We start from the raw sequence: 16131 nt of genomic DNA, 5'->3' as shown, positions 1-16131 counted from the left end.
AGCCGACCGATTCATTTGGACAATGAAATCGGTCGGCTGTTTTTATCAAATCCCAATCATTATAAAACAAGCTTATCTTTAATTTGTAAGCGGCGATCTAGTGTATAAACAATCGGCTGTCCGTTAGCCACCTCAACTTTATCGATGTCTTGATCTGATATGCCTTCTAAATACTTAATTAATGCGCGGATAGTACTCCCATGCGCGACAATCAACTGATCATGACCATCAATTAATTGTGGACCAACATGATCCACCCAATATGGTACCAACCGGGCTAAGGCCATTTCCAAACTCTCTGCTAACGGCTCAAACTCATAACCCAAACGCGTATAACGCCGGTCATGATCAGGATGCGCTAATTTAGGTGGAACTGTCCGGTAACTACGACGCCACAATGCCACTTGCTTAGGGCCAAATAGTTTACGCGTTACTGCTTTATTTTGCCCCCGCAAAGCACCATAATGCCGTTCATTTAAACGCCAAGTTTTGTATAGAGGCAAATCGCTGATATCTAATTCAGCCATCACAATATTAGCAGTGATAATAGCTCGCTGTAAAACCGAAGTGTGCACAGCGGTGAAGTTAAAATGATAGCCAGCCAAACATTTTCCTGCTTGTCTTGCTTCCGTCGCACCGTGTGTGGTTAATGGGACATCTGACCAACCGGTGTACACATTATCTTGATTTGCTTGGCTTTGTCCATGTCGTAATAAAACCAGCTGTGCCATTTTGTTCCTCCTCAACTTATCATCTATATCATCTTAAACTTAATCATCAACGTAAAATGGTCATTAAAATTGGAATCACAAGTAAACTTAATAAAGTAGACGCTGTTACCATTAAAGCAGCATAATCAGCATCTGCACCATACAGCTTGGCAACAACAGGCGCGTTGGTCATCACTGGCATGGCTGATTGCAAAATAAAAACTTGCTTCATCAGTGCAGGCACAGCTGCTGGCAACACTAACGCACTCATTAAAAGTGGCGGTAAGATAAAACGACCAACTAAAATCCCAATCGTATAGCGATCAAATCGTAATTGTTTAACACCTGCACCAGCAATAGCAATGCCAATAAAAATCATTGATAAAGGAATGGTTAAACTACCAATATAATTGAAATCAGAAAGCAAAAATTTAGGTAGCTGAATTCGTAATAAAACTAGCACAACCGCTAATAAAAAACCTAATAACGGCGGCGAAAAAATCTTTTTAAGCGTCGTTAGCCAATTAAATTTTGCTGTTTGCCAACCATCCCGTTTAATTAGATAAACCCCTAAAGTCCAAAAGAAAGTTGTGTTTGCCATGTAATAAACTAACACGTAAGGAACACTTTTAGCGCCAAACAACGCCATGTTAATTGGCAAGCCAATAAAGACTGTATTAGAATTAAAAAACATTGATTCAAATAGACCGCGACGATTATGACGAATTTGTAATAGCCGAGCAGCCGCAACAGAAATACCGAATAGAATCAACATAGAGACCACTGGAAATTTTAAATTTGGTAGTAGCTGGCTTAATTCCGTTGCAGTAAAATTTTTAGTGATTGTATCTAACATATAGCATGGTAATGCAACTTGTGTCACTAACCGGGCAATCAACCGACTACTATGATCATCAAACCAGCCAGCACGAGCCAAAAAATAGCCAACTAAGACCATCACTAAAATAACCAGTACCCCGCTAATACTGTCTAAAAAGACACTCATCAAATGACACCTACCCTGTAATACTTATCAGTATAACATTTTCACAGGCTTTTCAATAAAATTTTTTAAAAAATTGCGGCTTTAATCCGATGGTGCCACTAAAGCTAAATATTTAGCTTGACGTTGTTGCTTAAGCTTAGCAGGCGACCAGGTTTGTAGCTCCGTCAATTGTGTCGTCAATGCTCGTTGCAGCCGTTGCACTGTGTGCTGATCTTCAGTAATCACCTGATCTGCCAACCCTAATTTCAGTAGCTGCGGCGCAGTCATCGGTAAATAGGCAGTTAGTTCCTGTCGCCGATTTTTCAAAATTGCTTGCACCGCTTCCGGTGAAGCCACTGAATACAAACTATTTCCCAACATTAAAATCCGATTACAGTTTGCCAAAGCCAATGCACCACCACTTTGACCTTCACCCAAAAAGACAGCGATATTAGGAACAGGTAATTGCCCCATTTGGCGAATGGTCGCTGCAATTGCCTGGCTTTGTCCAGTACGTTCAGCTGCAACGTCTGCTGCCGCACCGGGCATATTAATTAATGAAATAACTGGCCAATGAAACTTAGCGGCTTGTTTCAAGCCACGGTTTACTTTCCGGTAACCTGCTGGACTAACCGCCCCAAAATGATAGGCCAAGCGTTGCTGAATGGTCGCGCCCCGATTGACACCAATCATCAAAACAGTTTGCCGCATAAAGCGGCCAAAGCCAACTGTTACTGCAGGATCATCGCCTTGATACCCATCACCGTGGAGCGCAAAAAAATCCGTCGTTAATGCAGTAATTACGGTTGCAGCACTTAATCGCTTAGACGAACGTATTTGTTTTAATTGGTCTTTTAACATAACTTAATTCCTCTTAATGTAATCTGAGCAGCTGACTGACGACTGCCGTTAAATTTGAACGTTGAACGACTGCGTCAAGTTGACCTTGTCGGTATAAACTATCTGCCGTTTGAAAATCAGTAGGCAGCACTTCGTGACTAGTTGCTTCAATTACCCGTTTGCCAGCAAAACCAATAGTTGCCCCAGCTTCTGCTAATACAATATCTGCCGCAAAGGCAAAACTAGCACTAACACCACCCATAGTCGGATCAGTTAAAATGTTTAAAGTAAACAATCCAGCTGCATTTAACGCGTCATAAGCCGCCAAAACAGTATTCATCTGCAATAAAGATAAAATACCTTCTTGCATGCGTGCACCACCAGATGCAATGACCAAAATCAAAGGTAGTTTTCGTTGCTTAGCTGTTTCAATAGCTTGTCGCAGTCGTGCACCGACCACAATATTCAATGTTCCCATCATAAAATGGCTATCCATTACACCTAAGATAAACGTAGCACCTGCCAATTGTGCCTGTCCCGCAACAAAAGCTTCTTTTAAACCGGTTTTTTCTCGTGCTTGTGCTAATTTTTGCTGATAGCCAGGAAAAGTAAATGGTACTGTGTGTTCCGCAAGTTTTGGTAATCTAATAAAATCGTTTCCAGTAGTTAATTGTTGAATTCGTTGTTTGGCTGTTAATCTTAAATAATAACCACAATAAGGACAAATTCGCAACTGACCCCACTCTAATCGATGAACGTGCCGATGACAGCGCGGGCACTGTTGCCATAATCCCTTTTTAGGGAAGTGACTCATTGTGCATCACCTACCAAGTGGGCCAAAAAGTGGATATCAACTAAATTAGCCCGATAACTAGGCAAACCCATAATTTGCTTTAACAAAGGCAAATTAGTCCCAATACCGCTGATTTGTACTCGTTGTAAACAACATTGCATTTTAGTAACGGCTTGTAACCGGGTAGGCTGCTTAACCAAAATTTTTGCAATTAATGCATCATAATAAGGTAATATCTGATCACCTTCACGATACCCAGTTTCAACACGTGCACCAGTAAATAAACGGAACTTCGTTAATTGACCTGTAGCTAACAAATTTTCCTGTGGTTGCGCATTGAGCCGGACTTCAATGGCATGGCCCTTAAAAGTTGCAATTTTAGGTTGTACGGTTTTACCAGCTGCAACTTGAATTTGTGTTGTGACCAAATCCGCGCCAGTTGTCATTTCTGTTACAGCATGTTCGACCTGTAGTCGAGTATTCATCTCCAGAAAATAAAACTGCTGCCCAGTAAATAAAAATTCCAAAGTCCCTAAACCAGTATAGGCTAAGCCAGCCATTAACCGCTGCGCCAATTGATAAAGCGTTTGCCGTTGCTGTGGCTGCAAAATAGCCGCCGGACTTTCTTCGACAACTTTTTGATGGTGACGCTGTAAACTACACTCACGGTCCCCTAAAATTTGCAGATGTCCATTATGATCTTGTAAAATCTGAACTTCAATGTGCCGAGCATGGGGTAAATATTTTTCTAAATAAACCGCATCATTTAAAAAGGCTTGGCGCGCTTCTTCTTGAATCAGGTGATATTGATGGCGCAGTTCGTGGTCTGATGCCAAAACGCGCATACCTTTACCACCACCACCAAAATTGGCTTTCAACATCACAGGATAGCCCAATTGTTTGGCTTTGGTTCGTAGATCTTGTTCATTTTTCAACTGCATGCCACCAGGAATTACAGGGACGCCTTGTTGACGGGCAAACTTTTTTGCCGCAGCTTTATCTGCCAATAATTCAATAACTGATGCTTTTGGTCCGATAAACGTCAAGCCGCATTCGGCACACATCTGAGCAAACACGGCGTCCTCAGCTAGAAAACCATAACCCGGATGAATTGCATCTGCGCCACTGAGCAATGCTGTCATCAAGATACCTTCTCGGTTTAAATAACTAGATTGCGCAGTGTCTGGACCTACACAATACGCTTCATCTGCTTGTTGGACAAATAAACTATGTTGCTCTGCTTGCGCATAAACAGCAACAGTAGCGATCTTCAATTGTTGACAAGCGCGAATGATCCGTAGTGCTACTTCACCACGATTCGCGATCAAAATTTTTCTAAACATTAGTCTGCCTCAGTAATCTCAAATAATGGTGTGGCATACGCCACGGTTTGCTTATCACTCACATGAATGGCAGCCACCGTGCCCGCCACTGGACTAGTAATATCATTAAACAACTTCATACTTTCAATCTGTGCTAAAGTTGTACCCGGTTTTACTGTTTGCCCCACTTCCACAAAAGGCTTTTTTGCATCATCTAACAAATGAACAATTCCTACCATCGGGCTTTTTACCACTTTACCATTTGTTGGTCGAACAGCAGCTGGTTTGGTAGCCGGTGCATGTGCTACTTCCCCCCGGCGTACATGTAAGTACAGATCAGCATCGCGCAATTCAATATCATCAAAATTGCTCTTATCTAAAACGGCTAATAAATCAGCAATGTGTTTTTTGTCCATCCCAAATCCTCTTTCTATAATCGCATTAACAGACTACCATAAGCTAAGCCACCACCAAAGCCTGCTAAAACTGCCAATTTACCTTTTGCATTAGGATAAGCTTCCGCTAAAGCCATTGGTACACCAGCAGAAGATGTATTACCATAACGTGTAACATTGACAGGAAATTTCGTCATGGGTTGCTTTAAAGTTGCCGCAATTTTTTCAATAATCCGTAAATTTGCTTGATGGCAAATAAACAGATCGACGTCATCCGGCGTCAAATGATTAGCTTTTAGCAACGTTAAGATTTGCTGCGGTACGGTGGTCGTTGCAAATTCAAAGACAGCCCGTCCTTGCATGGTAAAAGGAGCGATCATCGGTTTATGCGGCGTCGTCACTTGTGTTAAAGGTGCAACACCACCACTTTCAATCACATCATGGCGCCGCCCGTCATTTTGGACACGGCTAGCGATAAAACTCTCTTTTTCTGCAACTTGCGTTTGCGATAACAAGACACCCCCAGCACCATCACCAAAGAAAACTGCTGTGGTTCGATCTTGCCAATCCAACATTTTACTGTTAGTTTCAGCACTAATCACCAACGCGTGTTTAAATTTACCTTGACGCAAAAACTTTTCTGCAGTATCTGCTGCAAAAATAAATCCCGCACAGGCCGCACTAACATCAAATGCCATGGCATTGACAGCACCAATTTTATCTTGAACTAGGCAAGCTGTTGCTGGTGTCAAGTAATCTGGGGTAATGGTTGACACAATAATTAAATCAATGGCTTCAGCGGCAATGCCACTTTGCTTTAACAGTCGTTGTGCAACTTTGCCAGCTAGCTCAGACGTGTTTTCCCCTAGCGCAATGTGCCGGGTCTTGATGCCGGTGTGACTTTGAATCCACTGGTCGCTAGTCGGCATTAACTGACTTAATGCCGCATTTGTGATGACATGCGTTGGAACATATTTAGCACTTGCCGCAAGCGTGACATGATTTGACATGAACTAAGCTCCTTACCTACAACGTATAATTTTTTCTAAACAAATTAATTATAATAAGCCTAATCGGGATAAACAAGTCACTGATACAGAACTTGACTTTTTATTAAGAATTCAAATTAAAAATGTCTCGCAATCATCAGTTATTACTAAATGATTACGAGACGTCAATCGTTTTAAACTAATTGAACTAATTGCATTAAAATTGGTACGACAACAACAAACAAAACGGTACTTGTGGTGACAACATTTGTTGCATATTCCACATCACCATGCGCTTGTCCAGCCAGAATTGGCAAAACTGCTAATCCAGGTGCTGCCGCTTGAATAATTAAAGTGCTAGATTCCAAATTAGGAATTTGCGCACCACCATGCGTGGCTAACATTAAAATACCGATCATGACAGCCGGTGTGAAAATAAACCGGCCTAATAATGCCCAAATTGTATCTCGATCAAAGTGGATCGAAGCTAACCCAGCATCTGCTAACACAATGCCAATATAAATTAACGACATCGGCGTAACAATACCACCGACCATGGTTAACGTACTATTAACCCAGTTTGGTACTGGAATTGCCAACAATAAGAAGACTAAAGCAACTAAAAAGCCTACTAATGGTGCTGGTAATAGTTTACGCCAGTTAAATTTAGCCGTACTTTTATCCTTTGTTGGATCATCATTAGTGATGAAGAAAACGCCAATTGCCCAAGTAGATACCGTATTTAGCACATAGTAAATTAAAAAGTAAGGCATGCTGGCTTCTCCAAAAAGTGCTAAGTTTAAAGGCAGGCCAATAAAAATGGTGTTAGCGTTGACGAACATATTAATAAAAGTCCCCCGGCGCCCAGGCCGTACGTGCAATAATTTGGTCAATACCCAAGCAATAATATAACCGATAATGAAACTACCGGAAGCGTATAAAAGACCGCTGGACAGACCAATTAACTTTTCTCGCGTCAGATACTTTAAAACTGATGAAAAAATGGACGCAGGTAACGCAATATTCATAATTAAAAAAGAAATACTAGTTTTAAATTGATCATCGAATTTATTTTTTTTGCGCAAATAAAAGCCTAACGCAATGACCAAAATAATTTCAACAACACTTTCGATTGATGTTACAAACGCAGTCATACTTGCACCTCACTACTTATATTCTGGTTGCCACTTCATTGCTTCTACTGCAGCTTTCACATCATGAATTGGCTGCTGATTTAAACCTTGTTTTACTGCACTTTTTACCACTGCTTGCGCAACTGTTTGAGAAAAGGCTGCTAACTTGGAAACTGGAGGCAAAACAGCCGCTCCTGGCTGTGCTGAATCAACAATACCACCCAATGAATGCGCAGCTGCTGAAATCATCACATCATTGAGTAATTTAGCATGTGCTGCTAGTGTACCCAATCCTAATCCTGGGTAAACCAAAGCATTATTGGCTTGACCAATTTGATAAGTCACACCGTGATAGTGAACATCTGCTGCCGGTACACCGGTTGCGACTAAGGCACGTCCAGATGTCCATTTTATCAAATCTTCAGCTTTTGCTTCAGCAAGTTTAGTCGGATTAGATAACGGGAAAATCATTGGCCGCTCTGTATGAGCTGCCATTTCTTTAACAACAGCTTCTGTGAAAGTACCCGGTTGCGTTGAAGTCCCCACTAAAATGGTCGGATGAACTGCCTTAACAACAGCTTCCAAATTGGTTAACGCGTCCGGATCAGAAAATTCATTCCGCTGCCGGGCAAATGGTTTTTGCTCCGGTGTCAGCGTTGGATCGTCCGCAAATAATAATCCTTGTTTATCTACCAAGTAAAAATGCTTCCGCGCTTCTTCTGGTGACATCCCTTGTTCTACCATTTCGGCAAAAATGCGTTTCGTGATGCCAGCACCAGCAGTGCCAGCACCAAAGGAAAGATAAATTTGGTCCGTGAATTTTTCACCAGAAATTTGCAGACCACCTAAAATACCGGCCAAAACGATAATACCAGTTCCTTGAATATCGTCATTAAAGGTGGTCATTTTAGTTTGATACCGATTCAAAATGTTAGCAGCATTATTTCGTCCAAAATCTTCCCAATGCAAGTATAATTCTGGAAATAAATCAGTAGCTGCTTGCACAAATTGATCGACAAATTGTTGGTACTGCTGGCCCTGGATGCGCTGATGCCGATTGCCAAGATACAAGGGATCCTTTAACAATTGCTGATTATTCGTCCCAACATCTAAGACAACTGGTAACACAGTACTTGGATCAATCCCCGCAGCGGCAGTATAGACCATCAATTTGCCCACGGCAATATCAACACCATTTGTTCCCCAATCACCAATGCCTAAAATGCCTTCAGCATCGGTTACAACGATTAATTTAATTTGACGACCAGCAGCAGCTTGCTTTAAAGTTGTTTTAATGCTTTTCGGCTGATCGATTGACAAAAAAGCGGCACCTTGTGGTTGCACAAATAATTCACTGTACTGTTCAATGTTTTCCGCAATGGTAGGGTCATAAACAATTGGCATAAACTCTACCAAATGTTGGCTAAACAATTGATAGAATAAAACGCGGTTTGTATTAAAAATAGTCATCAAAAACAAGCGTTTCTCTAAATCAGATGTTTTGGACTGATATTGTTGATAGGCTTGTTTTGCCTGTTCCGATAATGTTTGCACCCGCGGTGGTAACAAACCTGTTAAACCTAATTTTTCTCGCTCTTTTGGTGTAAAAGCTGTTCCTTTATTTAAGAATGGATCATTTAAAATTGCAACACCATTTTTCATCAATAAGCACTCCCTTATTGCTTTAAATTATGACTATAGTTTATTGTTACTTTTTCTTATAGTCAAACCAAAGGGTTAGCCTAAATAAATTTTATATGAACTTTGAAAGGGGCCATCCAACATGAATTTTCGCGACTTAAATTATTTTGTTGCTTTAGCTAAACTAAAAAATTACACCGCAGCGGCACAGCAATTTCACGTTAGCCAACCTACTATCACCTACGCCATTAAACGTTTAGAAAAAGAATTGCAAGTTAGTCTGCTTCAACGAGATCAATCACACCGCCAGATTGAGCTGACACTGGCCGGACAACAATTCTTCCAGCATGCTAAGTTAATCCTACACGAACTGACAATTGCAAAACAAGAACTTGCCAGTACCAAACAAGCTAAAATCCGTTTTGGATTACCACCGATTATTGGTACTTATTACTTTCCGCATTTGGCAAGTTATTTAGCTCAGCATAATTTGATTCAACACCTTAATACTACCGAGGCCGGTTCCGCAGCTTTACTAGATCAATTAAAAGCAGGTAAATTAGACATGGCTTTATTAGGGTCAATCCAGCCTTTAACTGATCAGGTTGTTCAAGCCCAAGTTTTAACAAACTGGCCTTTTAAATTGATCGTTAGTCCACAGCATCCACTAGCAAAACAGACACAAGTTAGTTTTAAGCAATTAGCGACAGAAAAATTCATTACATTACAAGAAGGCTTTGTTCACCCGTTAGCTTTGCAACAACTTGCAAAGCCTGCTGGATTCAAGCCTGAAATCATCTACACAACACCTGACATTAATTTATTAAAAAATATGGTTGCCCAAAATATCGGCATTGGTTTTTTAACCTCATTAGCTTTAACGCAAACAGACACCATTGTGCCGCTAAAACTCTCCGATAACAGACAACCACAATTTTTAATTTCTTTAGCCTATCGTCAAAATCAAACTCAATCACCGTTAAAAAAACAATTGTTTGCCCAATTGCGAAAAGGATTCACTACCATGGAAGTTTAGTGACACTTTCTTAAGACTAGTTAGTCGCCGTATATTTTTGTAAACCTTGATAGATTAATTGTGCAACTTGTTGCTGGTAACTTGCCGAACTAATCGACTGGTAATCAGTGGTGTCATTGATATAACCCATCTCCAATAAAACAGCTGGCATCGTACTATCTCGAATAACTTGAAAATTACCATAAGCAGTACCGCGATTAGTCAAAGCCAATGAATTTAATTGTTGCGACAAAGTTTGAGCAAATTTTTTACTTGCTGCATGATAATAATAAGTGGTAAATCCTGAAGCAGTGTCTGCTTCAGGTGTCGAATCAAAGTGAAAGCTAATGAATAAACTTGCACCAACTTGATTAGCAAGTGCAGGACGCTGGCGCAAAGCCACGCTTTGATCATGACTTCGAGTCATAATAACACGGGCGGCACTAGTTTTTAATTTAGTTGCCAAAGCTTGTGCCATTTTTAATGTATAATATTTCTCATAAGTGCCATTAGTAGCTAACGCACCAGAATCAGAGCCACCATGCCCAGCATCAATGACGATTGTTTGTTCTGCTAACCGATCAGTAGCTTTAGTTGCGTCATATTGACTATGAATGAGCCAAGTTGGCAGCCAGCCTATTTTACCGCGATAAAAAATTTTAACCCAGCCTTTTCTTTGTTTTAAACGCGTAACGGTTGTGTTCTTAGTAATTGTAGTCACCTCACGACTAGAATTAGGCGCTGACCGCACAATTAAAGCTGGCGCGGTTATCGTAATTTGTTGGCGCTGCCGGTAATGATCGATTCCCAACCAAAATGCACCGCAAATCACTAATAACAAAAGTAATTGAAATAATCTTAACCGATTTACCCGTTTCTTCCGCCGTTGCATTCTCCGCACGCGTGTCACCCTTTTACTAAAACATTTTAATTTGTTGTTAATTAAGTTTAACGCACCGACCTAAACTTAAACTTAAAAAGATAATGTTTTATTTTACCGAATTAAAATTAATTAATCTAACTAAATAGTGGAATTTACTTAAAATTTTATAAATAACGTTTAATGACGAATTAAAGTGCCAACACTAAATTAGGCATTAGTCAAATTTAACTGCACCATACCATTTTTATAGTGAACTGTTGTGAAATACCACAAGATTATTTTAGCTCAAATATTTACAACTAGAGTTGCCCAAACTTGCAATGAAGCTTTTTTTACACCGTTATAATACTGTCCTGAAAACCTACAAAACTAAAAAATACCAGTCATTAGAAAATGACTGGTATTTCCATTTTGTTTCTTACTCAATTTACAGATAACTATTTCCGTATCATAATACTTAATTGCTTTGCCAACTAGCTGCAGTTGGGGTGAAAATTTTGTTTGCTTGTTGAGTAGTTAAATTAATATTAAATACTTTTTTATAATATGTTTTGGTTTCATCAATAATATTAATATCCTTGAATTGTTCAGGATAAACTGTTTTCGCTAACCACAATAAAGTGATTGGTGTATCGACACCTGGCGTGTAACTGCGGTACATTCCCATTGGCATTTTATAAGCTTGCTTATTTTTAATTGCATTAACTTTACCCCAATCATAATTACCTACTGTATTATGATAAAGATCTTCAGGCTGGGCAGTATTAAAGTTAGTAATCAAAATTTTATCAGGGTTCAATTTATAAATTTGCTCCATATTAACGCGCGTCAAATTATTTGAATGCGGAATATTGACAACATTTTTCGCACCGATTGCATCTGCCCAATATTGTGCAAACGAATCAACCCCACCAGTTAAAATTTCTGTACTATTATATTGACGTAAGAAGAAAACTTTCTGTTGTTTTTCTGGGCTAATATTTTTCACCCGTTTTTGAAACCGTGTATAAACTTGATCACTATAATTTGCAACTATTTTTGCTTTATCGCTTTTAGGAAAGACTTTAGATAAAAGCTTAATCCAATTATTCAAGGTTTTAATCGCATTACCGTGCCATTTACCTACTGAAACACCAACCGCTGTGAAATCAGCATCTTTCAATTGTTTCCCCATTTTAGTATTTTCTGCACCATAAAAAACAACATCTGGTTTAACCTTTTTTAATTCTTCCGTGTTAATATCAACACCATCATTAAAACTGGTTTTTGCTTTTAAAATCCCAGGATACAATTCAGATAACAAATTATTTTTAGCCGCTACCATACTGGGCTCAGGCATGGTCACAATTTTATTGGCAGAATTAAAGAACACCGCTAAAACCGAAGGTAATGGCCAAACAGAACCAACCACTGCTACCCGTTTGATTTTCCGTGGCACTTGTACTTTATCGCCTGCTTGATCCGTGATTGTTTTGGTTGTTTCACGAATTTGACTATTCTTATTAGTATTGCGATTATCACAACCAGCTAATGGTAGGACTAATACAAAAATAGCCAATACCTTGACAAATAATTTTACAAATTTTTTCATAATCAATGTTCCTCCAAAAGACAATGACAAGTTATTAAATCGTAATGTCTTAAATGTCTAGTAAGCTGAAGCTTTTGAAGACGGATTAAAGATTCTCTCAGCTTGCTGGGTGGTTAACTCAACATTAAATACCTTTTTATAATAGTCTTTAGTTTCAGTAATAATATTAATATCCGCAAATTTATCCGGATAAGCTGTTTTTGCCATCCAAAGCAAGGTGATCGGCGTATCTGCCCCCGGTGTATAACTACGGTACATTCCTAAAGGCATTTTATACACTTGTTTATTCTGTACGGCTTTAACTTTGCTCCAATCATCATGACCCATTTTATTCTCATAAAGATCTCTAGGCTGTGCAGGTGTAAAGTTAGTAATAAAAATCTTTTCTGGATTCCATTTATATACTTGTTCCATTGTAACTTGTACTGTTAGCCCATTATTATTGACAATATTCTTTGCTCCGACTGCATTTGCCCAATAATTGCCCCAATGATTTTTTCCAGAAGTAAGTATCGTTGAACCATCATATTGAAACAAAAAGAAAACTTTTTGTTGTTGAGTTGAATCAATGTTTTCTATGCGTTTTTGTACTAATTTATAAGCTTGATTGCTATAATTTTTTACAATTTTTGCTTTACGATTTTTTGGAAACATTTCAGATAGTAATGAAATCCAATGATTTAAAGTTAAAATTGGATCATGGTGCCATTTTTCTGTTGAAATTCCAACAGCTACAAAACCAGCGGTTGTCAGTTTTTTCTTCATGCTTGTATCTTCAGCTTTATAAAAAACAACGTCCGGATTAGTTTTCTTTAAATCTTCCGTATTAATATCCGCACCATCATTGCCACTTGTTTTAGTTTTCAATATTTGTGGATAGAGTTGTGATAAAGTGCCATTTTTTGCTGCCGCCATGCTGGGCTGTGGTATTGTTACCAATTTATTTGCTGAATTAAAAAACACTGTTAAAACCGATGGCAATGGCAAAATACCAACGACAGCAATTCGTTTAATCTTCTTTGGCACAGTAACCTTATCGCCTGCTTGATCCGTAATTACCTGTGTAGATTTAGTATTATTAGTCATGTTTTTGTTTGCCTGCTGGCTGTTACGGCATCCTGTGAATGGCAGTATCATCATAAAAACAGACAATAACGTGATCCCTGATTTAATTAATTTCTTCATCATTAATACTCCTCCGCACTAAACAGCCTGAAACTTTACTAAAAATTCATCAAAATAATCGACAAAATTTGGCATCGAATCATGATAAACTCGCCCAGAAAAAGCTTCGTGTGATGCAGGAATGAAATTGGTAGTTGATGGACAAATCGGTTGGTACAAGGGATCTGCAATAATGGTATTAGCTTGAGCCAGATAAGGTTTCAATTCATCTTCATCACTAACGGTAAGGCACCCTGGTGATAATAATTCTGGTGCTGTATCTACTGGGCAAAGTACAGTTGCACCTTTACCAGTGACATCATATAATGCATTTGCCAATGATAAACGGTTAATGCTTTCGCCAATGATTACAGTCTGCTTATCAGGATGTGGTAAGCAAACTAATTGATTTTTTCCTGTATTTGCCGCCGCTTTAATTGCAGAAACAATTTTATCCGTTAGTTTTTCGCCATAAGGTGTGCCGATCACATACGGAATACCAAAACGTTGTTGTAGGATTTTAGCTGCGGATAATCCAGCAGCTGAAACCACTAAATTTACTTGTGCCGCTGCTGACTTTTTAATATCAGTAAAAGTCCCGCCCATAGCCCAATTCGATTGAATATTAAGGCCACGTTTTTTTAAAATAGCCTCCATCGCTGCTACAGTTCCATTGAGCGAGAAGTCCAGCGGGGTTACACCTAATAAATTAACTGCTAAAGATGCAGCTTTCACATCCACATTTTGACAAACACGTTTTGCCAATTCTGCATAAGCTAAGCTAGCTCCGGAAATATAAGAATGCATCCCATCAGTATCAAAGCCAAAAGTCATTATCCCAGTCGCATTTTCAATTTCTCGCGCCAACGCTGGAAAATCTGTGCCTATTACCATCGGAATCGGCGATCCAGTTAACGCAATAAAATTCGGCTGTAGCCGCTGTGCTGCAGTGACTGTATCATTGATAAACTTATCATCATCTCCAAGAATGGCTTCAGTTTCTGTTAACCCAGAAATAAACACTGAGCTTGCCATATCATACCAGCGTGGTTCATCATGTGTACTATAAATACCAGCATAACCTGCTGCATCATGCATGACGGTCATGCCGCCTAGCTCATAAAGTGCTGAGCAAACCCCCGAAGTGTCACAAGTATAAGTAGAAATAATCTGCGCCGTATGTTTCATATACAACCACACCCCCAATTAAGCCCCTTAATTTGAATCAGTGATTTGGTATCCTTAGGCGTCTGGAAAGCTGCAATCATTTCTTCAGCCAATCGACAAATCCCGTCAAAGCCATATAAGCCAGCACCTTCAACAATATTGACAAAATAACAACTGTCCAAAAAATAAGCTGCCTTCTGCCCTAACGCCAGCACTTTTTCCTGACTGCCACGTGGTGCTGCTCTCATCCCAACATCAATTGTCGGCCGCAATTCCAATTGCGGTGCTAACTTTTGTAAAGCAGCAATATCGACTTTGTCTTCTTCCTCAAATTCATCAATGTATACAGTTTTAACGTTAAAGCCATGGGCTAATAATAAACGCGCCAAGCCTAATGAGCGTGAGCTAAAAGTATAGTCGATCGCAATCGGTGTATTGCCAATAATTTGATGTGCTTTTGCTAAAGCTTTTTCACAACGCTGGATCAACTGCGGGTCTGGTTGATAATCTAATCCCAATTGATCACTTAATTTTTGTAGATTTTGACTGATCTCTTGGTAATCGTAGCTGAATGGCAAATGTAAATGCTGTTGACCAAATTTAATTTTCATATATTTTCCAGCAGCAATTGCTGGTGCACGAGTCGTAATGGCGAGCACGCTGGTTGCCATTTTCTGGTATGCAGCATAGTCTTTTGAACTGGCCACTTCCCGAATAAGGTATCCATTTTCAGCTAATAATCGGTATAAATCGCTACTATGATCTAGCGGGAAATCGTTGCCAATGATATTAATTGATTTTTTATCCAGCGGGGCAGGTTTTAGTAACGTATATAACTGACGCCGCATTTTTTGATCTGGATTCCATTTTCCTTTACGCATAATTGGATTCATGTAACAATCTGTGAATTGAATATCCGGATGGTTAGTACGTAATGTGTCATAAACTAAATGTAAATCAATGCCTAGAAATTGATGAATGCAGCTAGTAAATACCAAGATCGCCGGTGGCTTCTCAGGCAGTTCCTCAATGATATGACCAACACCATTAATAACTTGATCTTCCATATCCCCTTCAAGCACATTTTCTTCACTAACTTCAATCGTAGAAAAGCGATCTGAAACACCTAGTTCGGCAGCAGTAAGGACAACACCACGCAAACACCCTTTAGGACAAACATAAATTAAATGCGCTTGGGGCAGCGATAACGCCACGTGTGCAATTGTCCAATGGCCGCGGGCCGGCGCAGAATACTCCAAACCAATGGGAAAAGGATGGGGAAATTTTGCTTCACTGATTGGTATGCGTGTTAATTTCACTTCTGACTGCATATTTTTTAACATGATAGCACCTCACAATTAGTAACGATCCTTTTGGTTAATTCATTATCATTCCAAAAATAATTTAAAATTAGGTTGGATTGGCTTTTTCCTTCGTCAACTTTTTTATTTGGTAGATTGTAAAATTTAAGTTGAACATATTAATGGACAGAAAAACCCATAA

General features: G+C 39.4%; 15 protein-coding genes. 1 reads left to right on the top strand and 14 read right to left on the bottom strand.

Annotated elements, in window-relative coordinates; all coding sequences use genetic code 11:
- Positions 1-59 precede the first annotated feature (59 nt).
- From FC24_RS01155 to FC24_RS01115, 9 genes are all read right to left on the bottom strand, one after another.
- Positions 60-731: a 2,3-bisphosphoglycerate-dependent phosphoglycerate mutase gene (locus FC24_RS01155; RefSeq protein WP_057873038.1), complete on the bottom strand. Its 672-nt coding sequence runs from the start codon at positions 729-731 to the stop codon at positions 60-62.
- A gap of 46 nt (positions 732-777) precedes the next feature.
- Positions 778-1716 (bottom strand): AEC family transporter, encoded by a 939-nt coding sequence (locus tag FC24_RS01150; protein WP_057873037.1) that lies wholly within the window; start codon positions 1714-1716, stop codon positions 778-780.
- 81 nt (positions 1717-1797) lie between these two features.
- On the bottom strand, positions 1798-2556 hold the full coding sequence (gene accA, locus FC24_RS01145) for a carboxyltransferase subunit alpha (RefSeq protein ID WP_057873036.1): 759 nt from the start codon (positions 2554-2556) through the stop codon (positions 1798-1800).
- Between the two features lie 13 nt (positions 2557-2569).
- Complete coding sequence (locus FC24_RS01140) at positions 2570-3349, bottom strand: acetyl-CoA carboxylase carboxyltransferase subunit beta (protein ID WP_057873035.1); 780 nt, start codon at positions 3347-3349, stop codon at positions 2570-2572.
- Positions 3346-4671, bottom strand: coding sequence for an acetyl-CoA carboxylase biotin carboxylase subunit (locus FC24_RS01135; RefSeq protein WP_057873034.1), 1326 nt, complete (start codon positions 4669-4671; stop codon positions 3346-3348). The genes FC24_RS01140 and FC24_RS01135 overlap by 4 nt, the downstream gene beginning before the upstream one ends.
- Positions 4671-5066, bottom strand: coding sequence for an acetyl-CoA carboxylase biotin carboxyl carrier protein (locus FC24_RS01130; RefSeq protein ID WP_057873033.1), 396 nt, complete (start codon positions 5064-5066; stop codon positions 4671-4673). The genes FC24_RS01135 and FC24_RS01130 overlap by 1 nt, the downstream gene beginning before the upstream one ends.
- 14 nt (positions 5067-5080) lie before the next feature.
- Positions 5081-6055: a beta-ketoacyl-ACP synthase III gene (locus tag FC24_RS01125; protein WP_057873032.1), complete on the bottom strand. Its 975-nt coding sequence runs from the start codon at positions 6053-6055 to the stop codon at positions 5081-5083.
- A gap of 173 nt (positions 6056-6228) precedes the next feature.
- Complete coding sequence (locus tag FC24_RS01120) at positions 6229-7188, bottom strand: AEC family transporter (RefSeq protein WP_057873031.1); 960 nt, start codon at positions 7186-7188, stop codon at positions 6229-6231.
- Positions 7189-7200: 12 nt separating this feature from the next.
- Positions 7201-8829 (bottom strand): malolactic enzyme, encoded by a 1629-nt coding sequence (locus tag FC24_RS01115; protein WP_057873030.1) that lies wholly within the window; start codon positions 8827-8829, stop codon positions 7201-7203.
- 121 nt (positions 8830-8950) lie between these two features.
- On the opposite strand from FC24_RS01115, the gene FC24_RS01110 reads away from it, so the two are divergent.
- A complete protein-coding gene (locus FC24_RS01110; protein ID WP_057873029.1) occupies positions 8951-9844 on the top strand; it encodes a LysR family transcriptional regulator in 894 nt (297 codons plus the stop codon).
- A gap of 16 nt (positions 9845-9860) precedes the next feature.
- Here the strand turns inward: FC24_RS01110 and FC24_RS01105 are convergent, their stop codons facing one another.
- From FC24_RS01105 to FC24_RS01085, 5 genes are all read right to left on the bottom strand, one after another.
- Positions 9861-10715, bottom strand: coding sequence for an N-acetylmuramoyl-L-alanine amidase family protein (locus tag FC24_RS01105; protein WP_057873028.1), 855 nt, complete (start codon positions 10713-10715; stop codon positions 9861-9863).
- A 448-nt stretch (positions 10716-11163) separates the two neighbouring features.
- Positions 11164-12297: an ABC transporter substrate-binding protein gene (locus FC24_RS01100; RefSeq protein ID WP_057873027.1), complete on the bottom strand. Its 1134-nt coding sequence runs from the start codon at positions 12295-12297 to the stop codon at positions 11164-11166.
- A 57-nt stretch (positions 12298-12354) separates the two neighbouring features.
- Positions 12355-13485 carry an ABC transporter substrate-binding protein gene (locus FC24_RS01095; protein WP_157059062.1) on the bottom strand — a complete coding sequence of 377 codons (1131 nt, stop codon included), beginning with the start codon at positions 13483-13485 and terminating at the stop codon, positions 12355-12357.
- 15 nt (positions 13486-13500) lie between these two features.
- A complete protein-coding gene (locus FC24_RS01090) occupies positions 13501-14649 on the bottom strand; it encodes a nitrogenase component 1 (protein ID WP_057873025.1) in 1149 nt (382 codons plus the stop codon).
- A complete protein-coding gene (locus FC24_RS01085; RefSeq protein WP_057873024.1) occupies positions 14646-15971 on the bottom strand; it encodes a nitrogenase component 1 in 1326 nt (441 codons plus the stop codon). Before FC24_RS01085 ends, FC24_RS01090 begins: the two co-directional genes overlap by 4 nt.
- Positions 15972-16131 lie beyond the last annotated feature (160 nt).

The sequence above is a fragment of the Loigolactobacillus rennini DSM 20253 genome (assembly GCF_001436505.1).
Lineage (GTDB): Bacteria > Bacillota > Bacilli > Lactobacillales > Lactobacillaceae > Loigolactobacillus > Loigolactobacillus rennini.
Note: the sequence above shows the minus strand (reverse complement) of the source record. Positions and strands in the feature narration are given on the sequence as shown.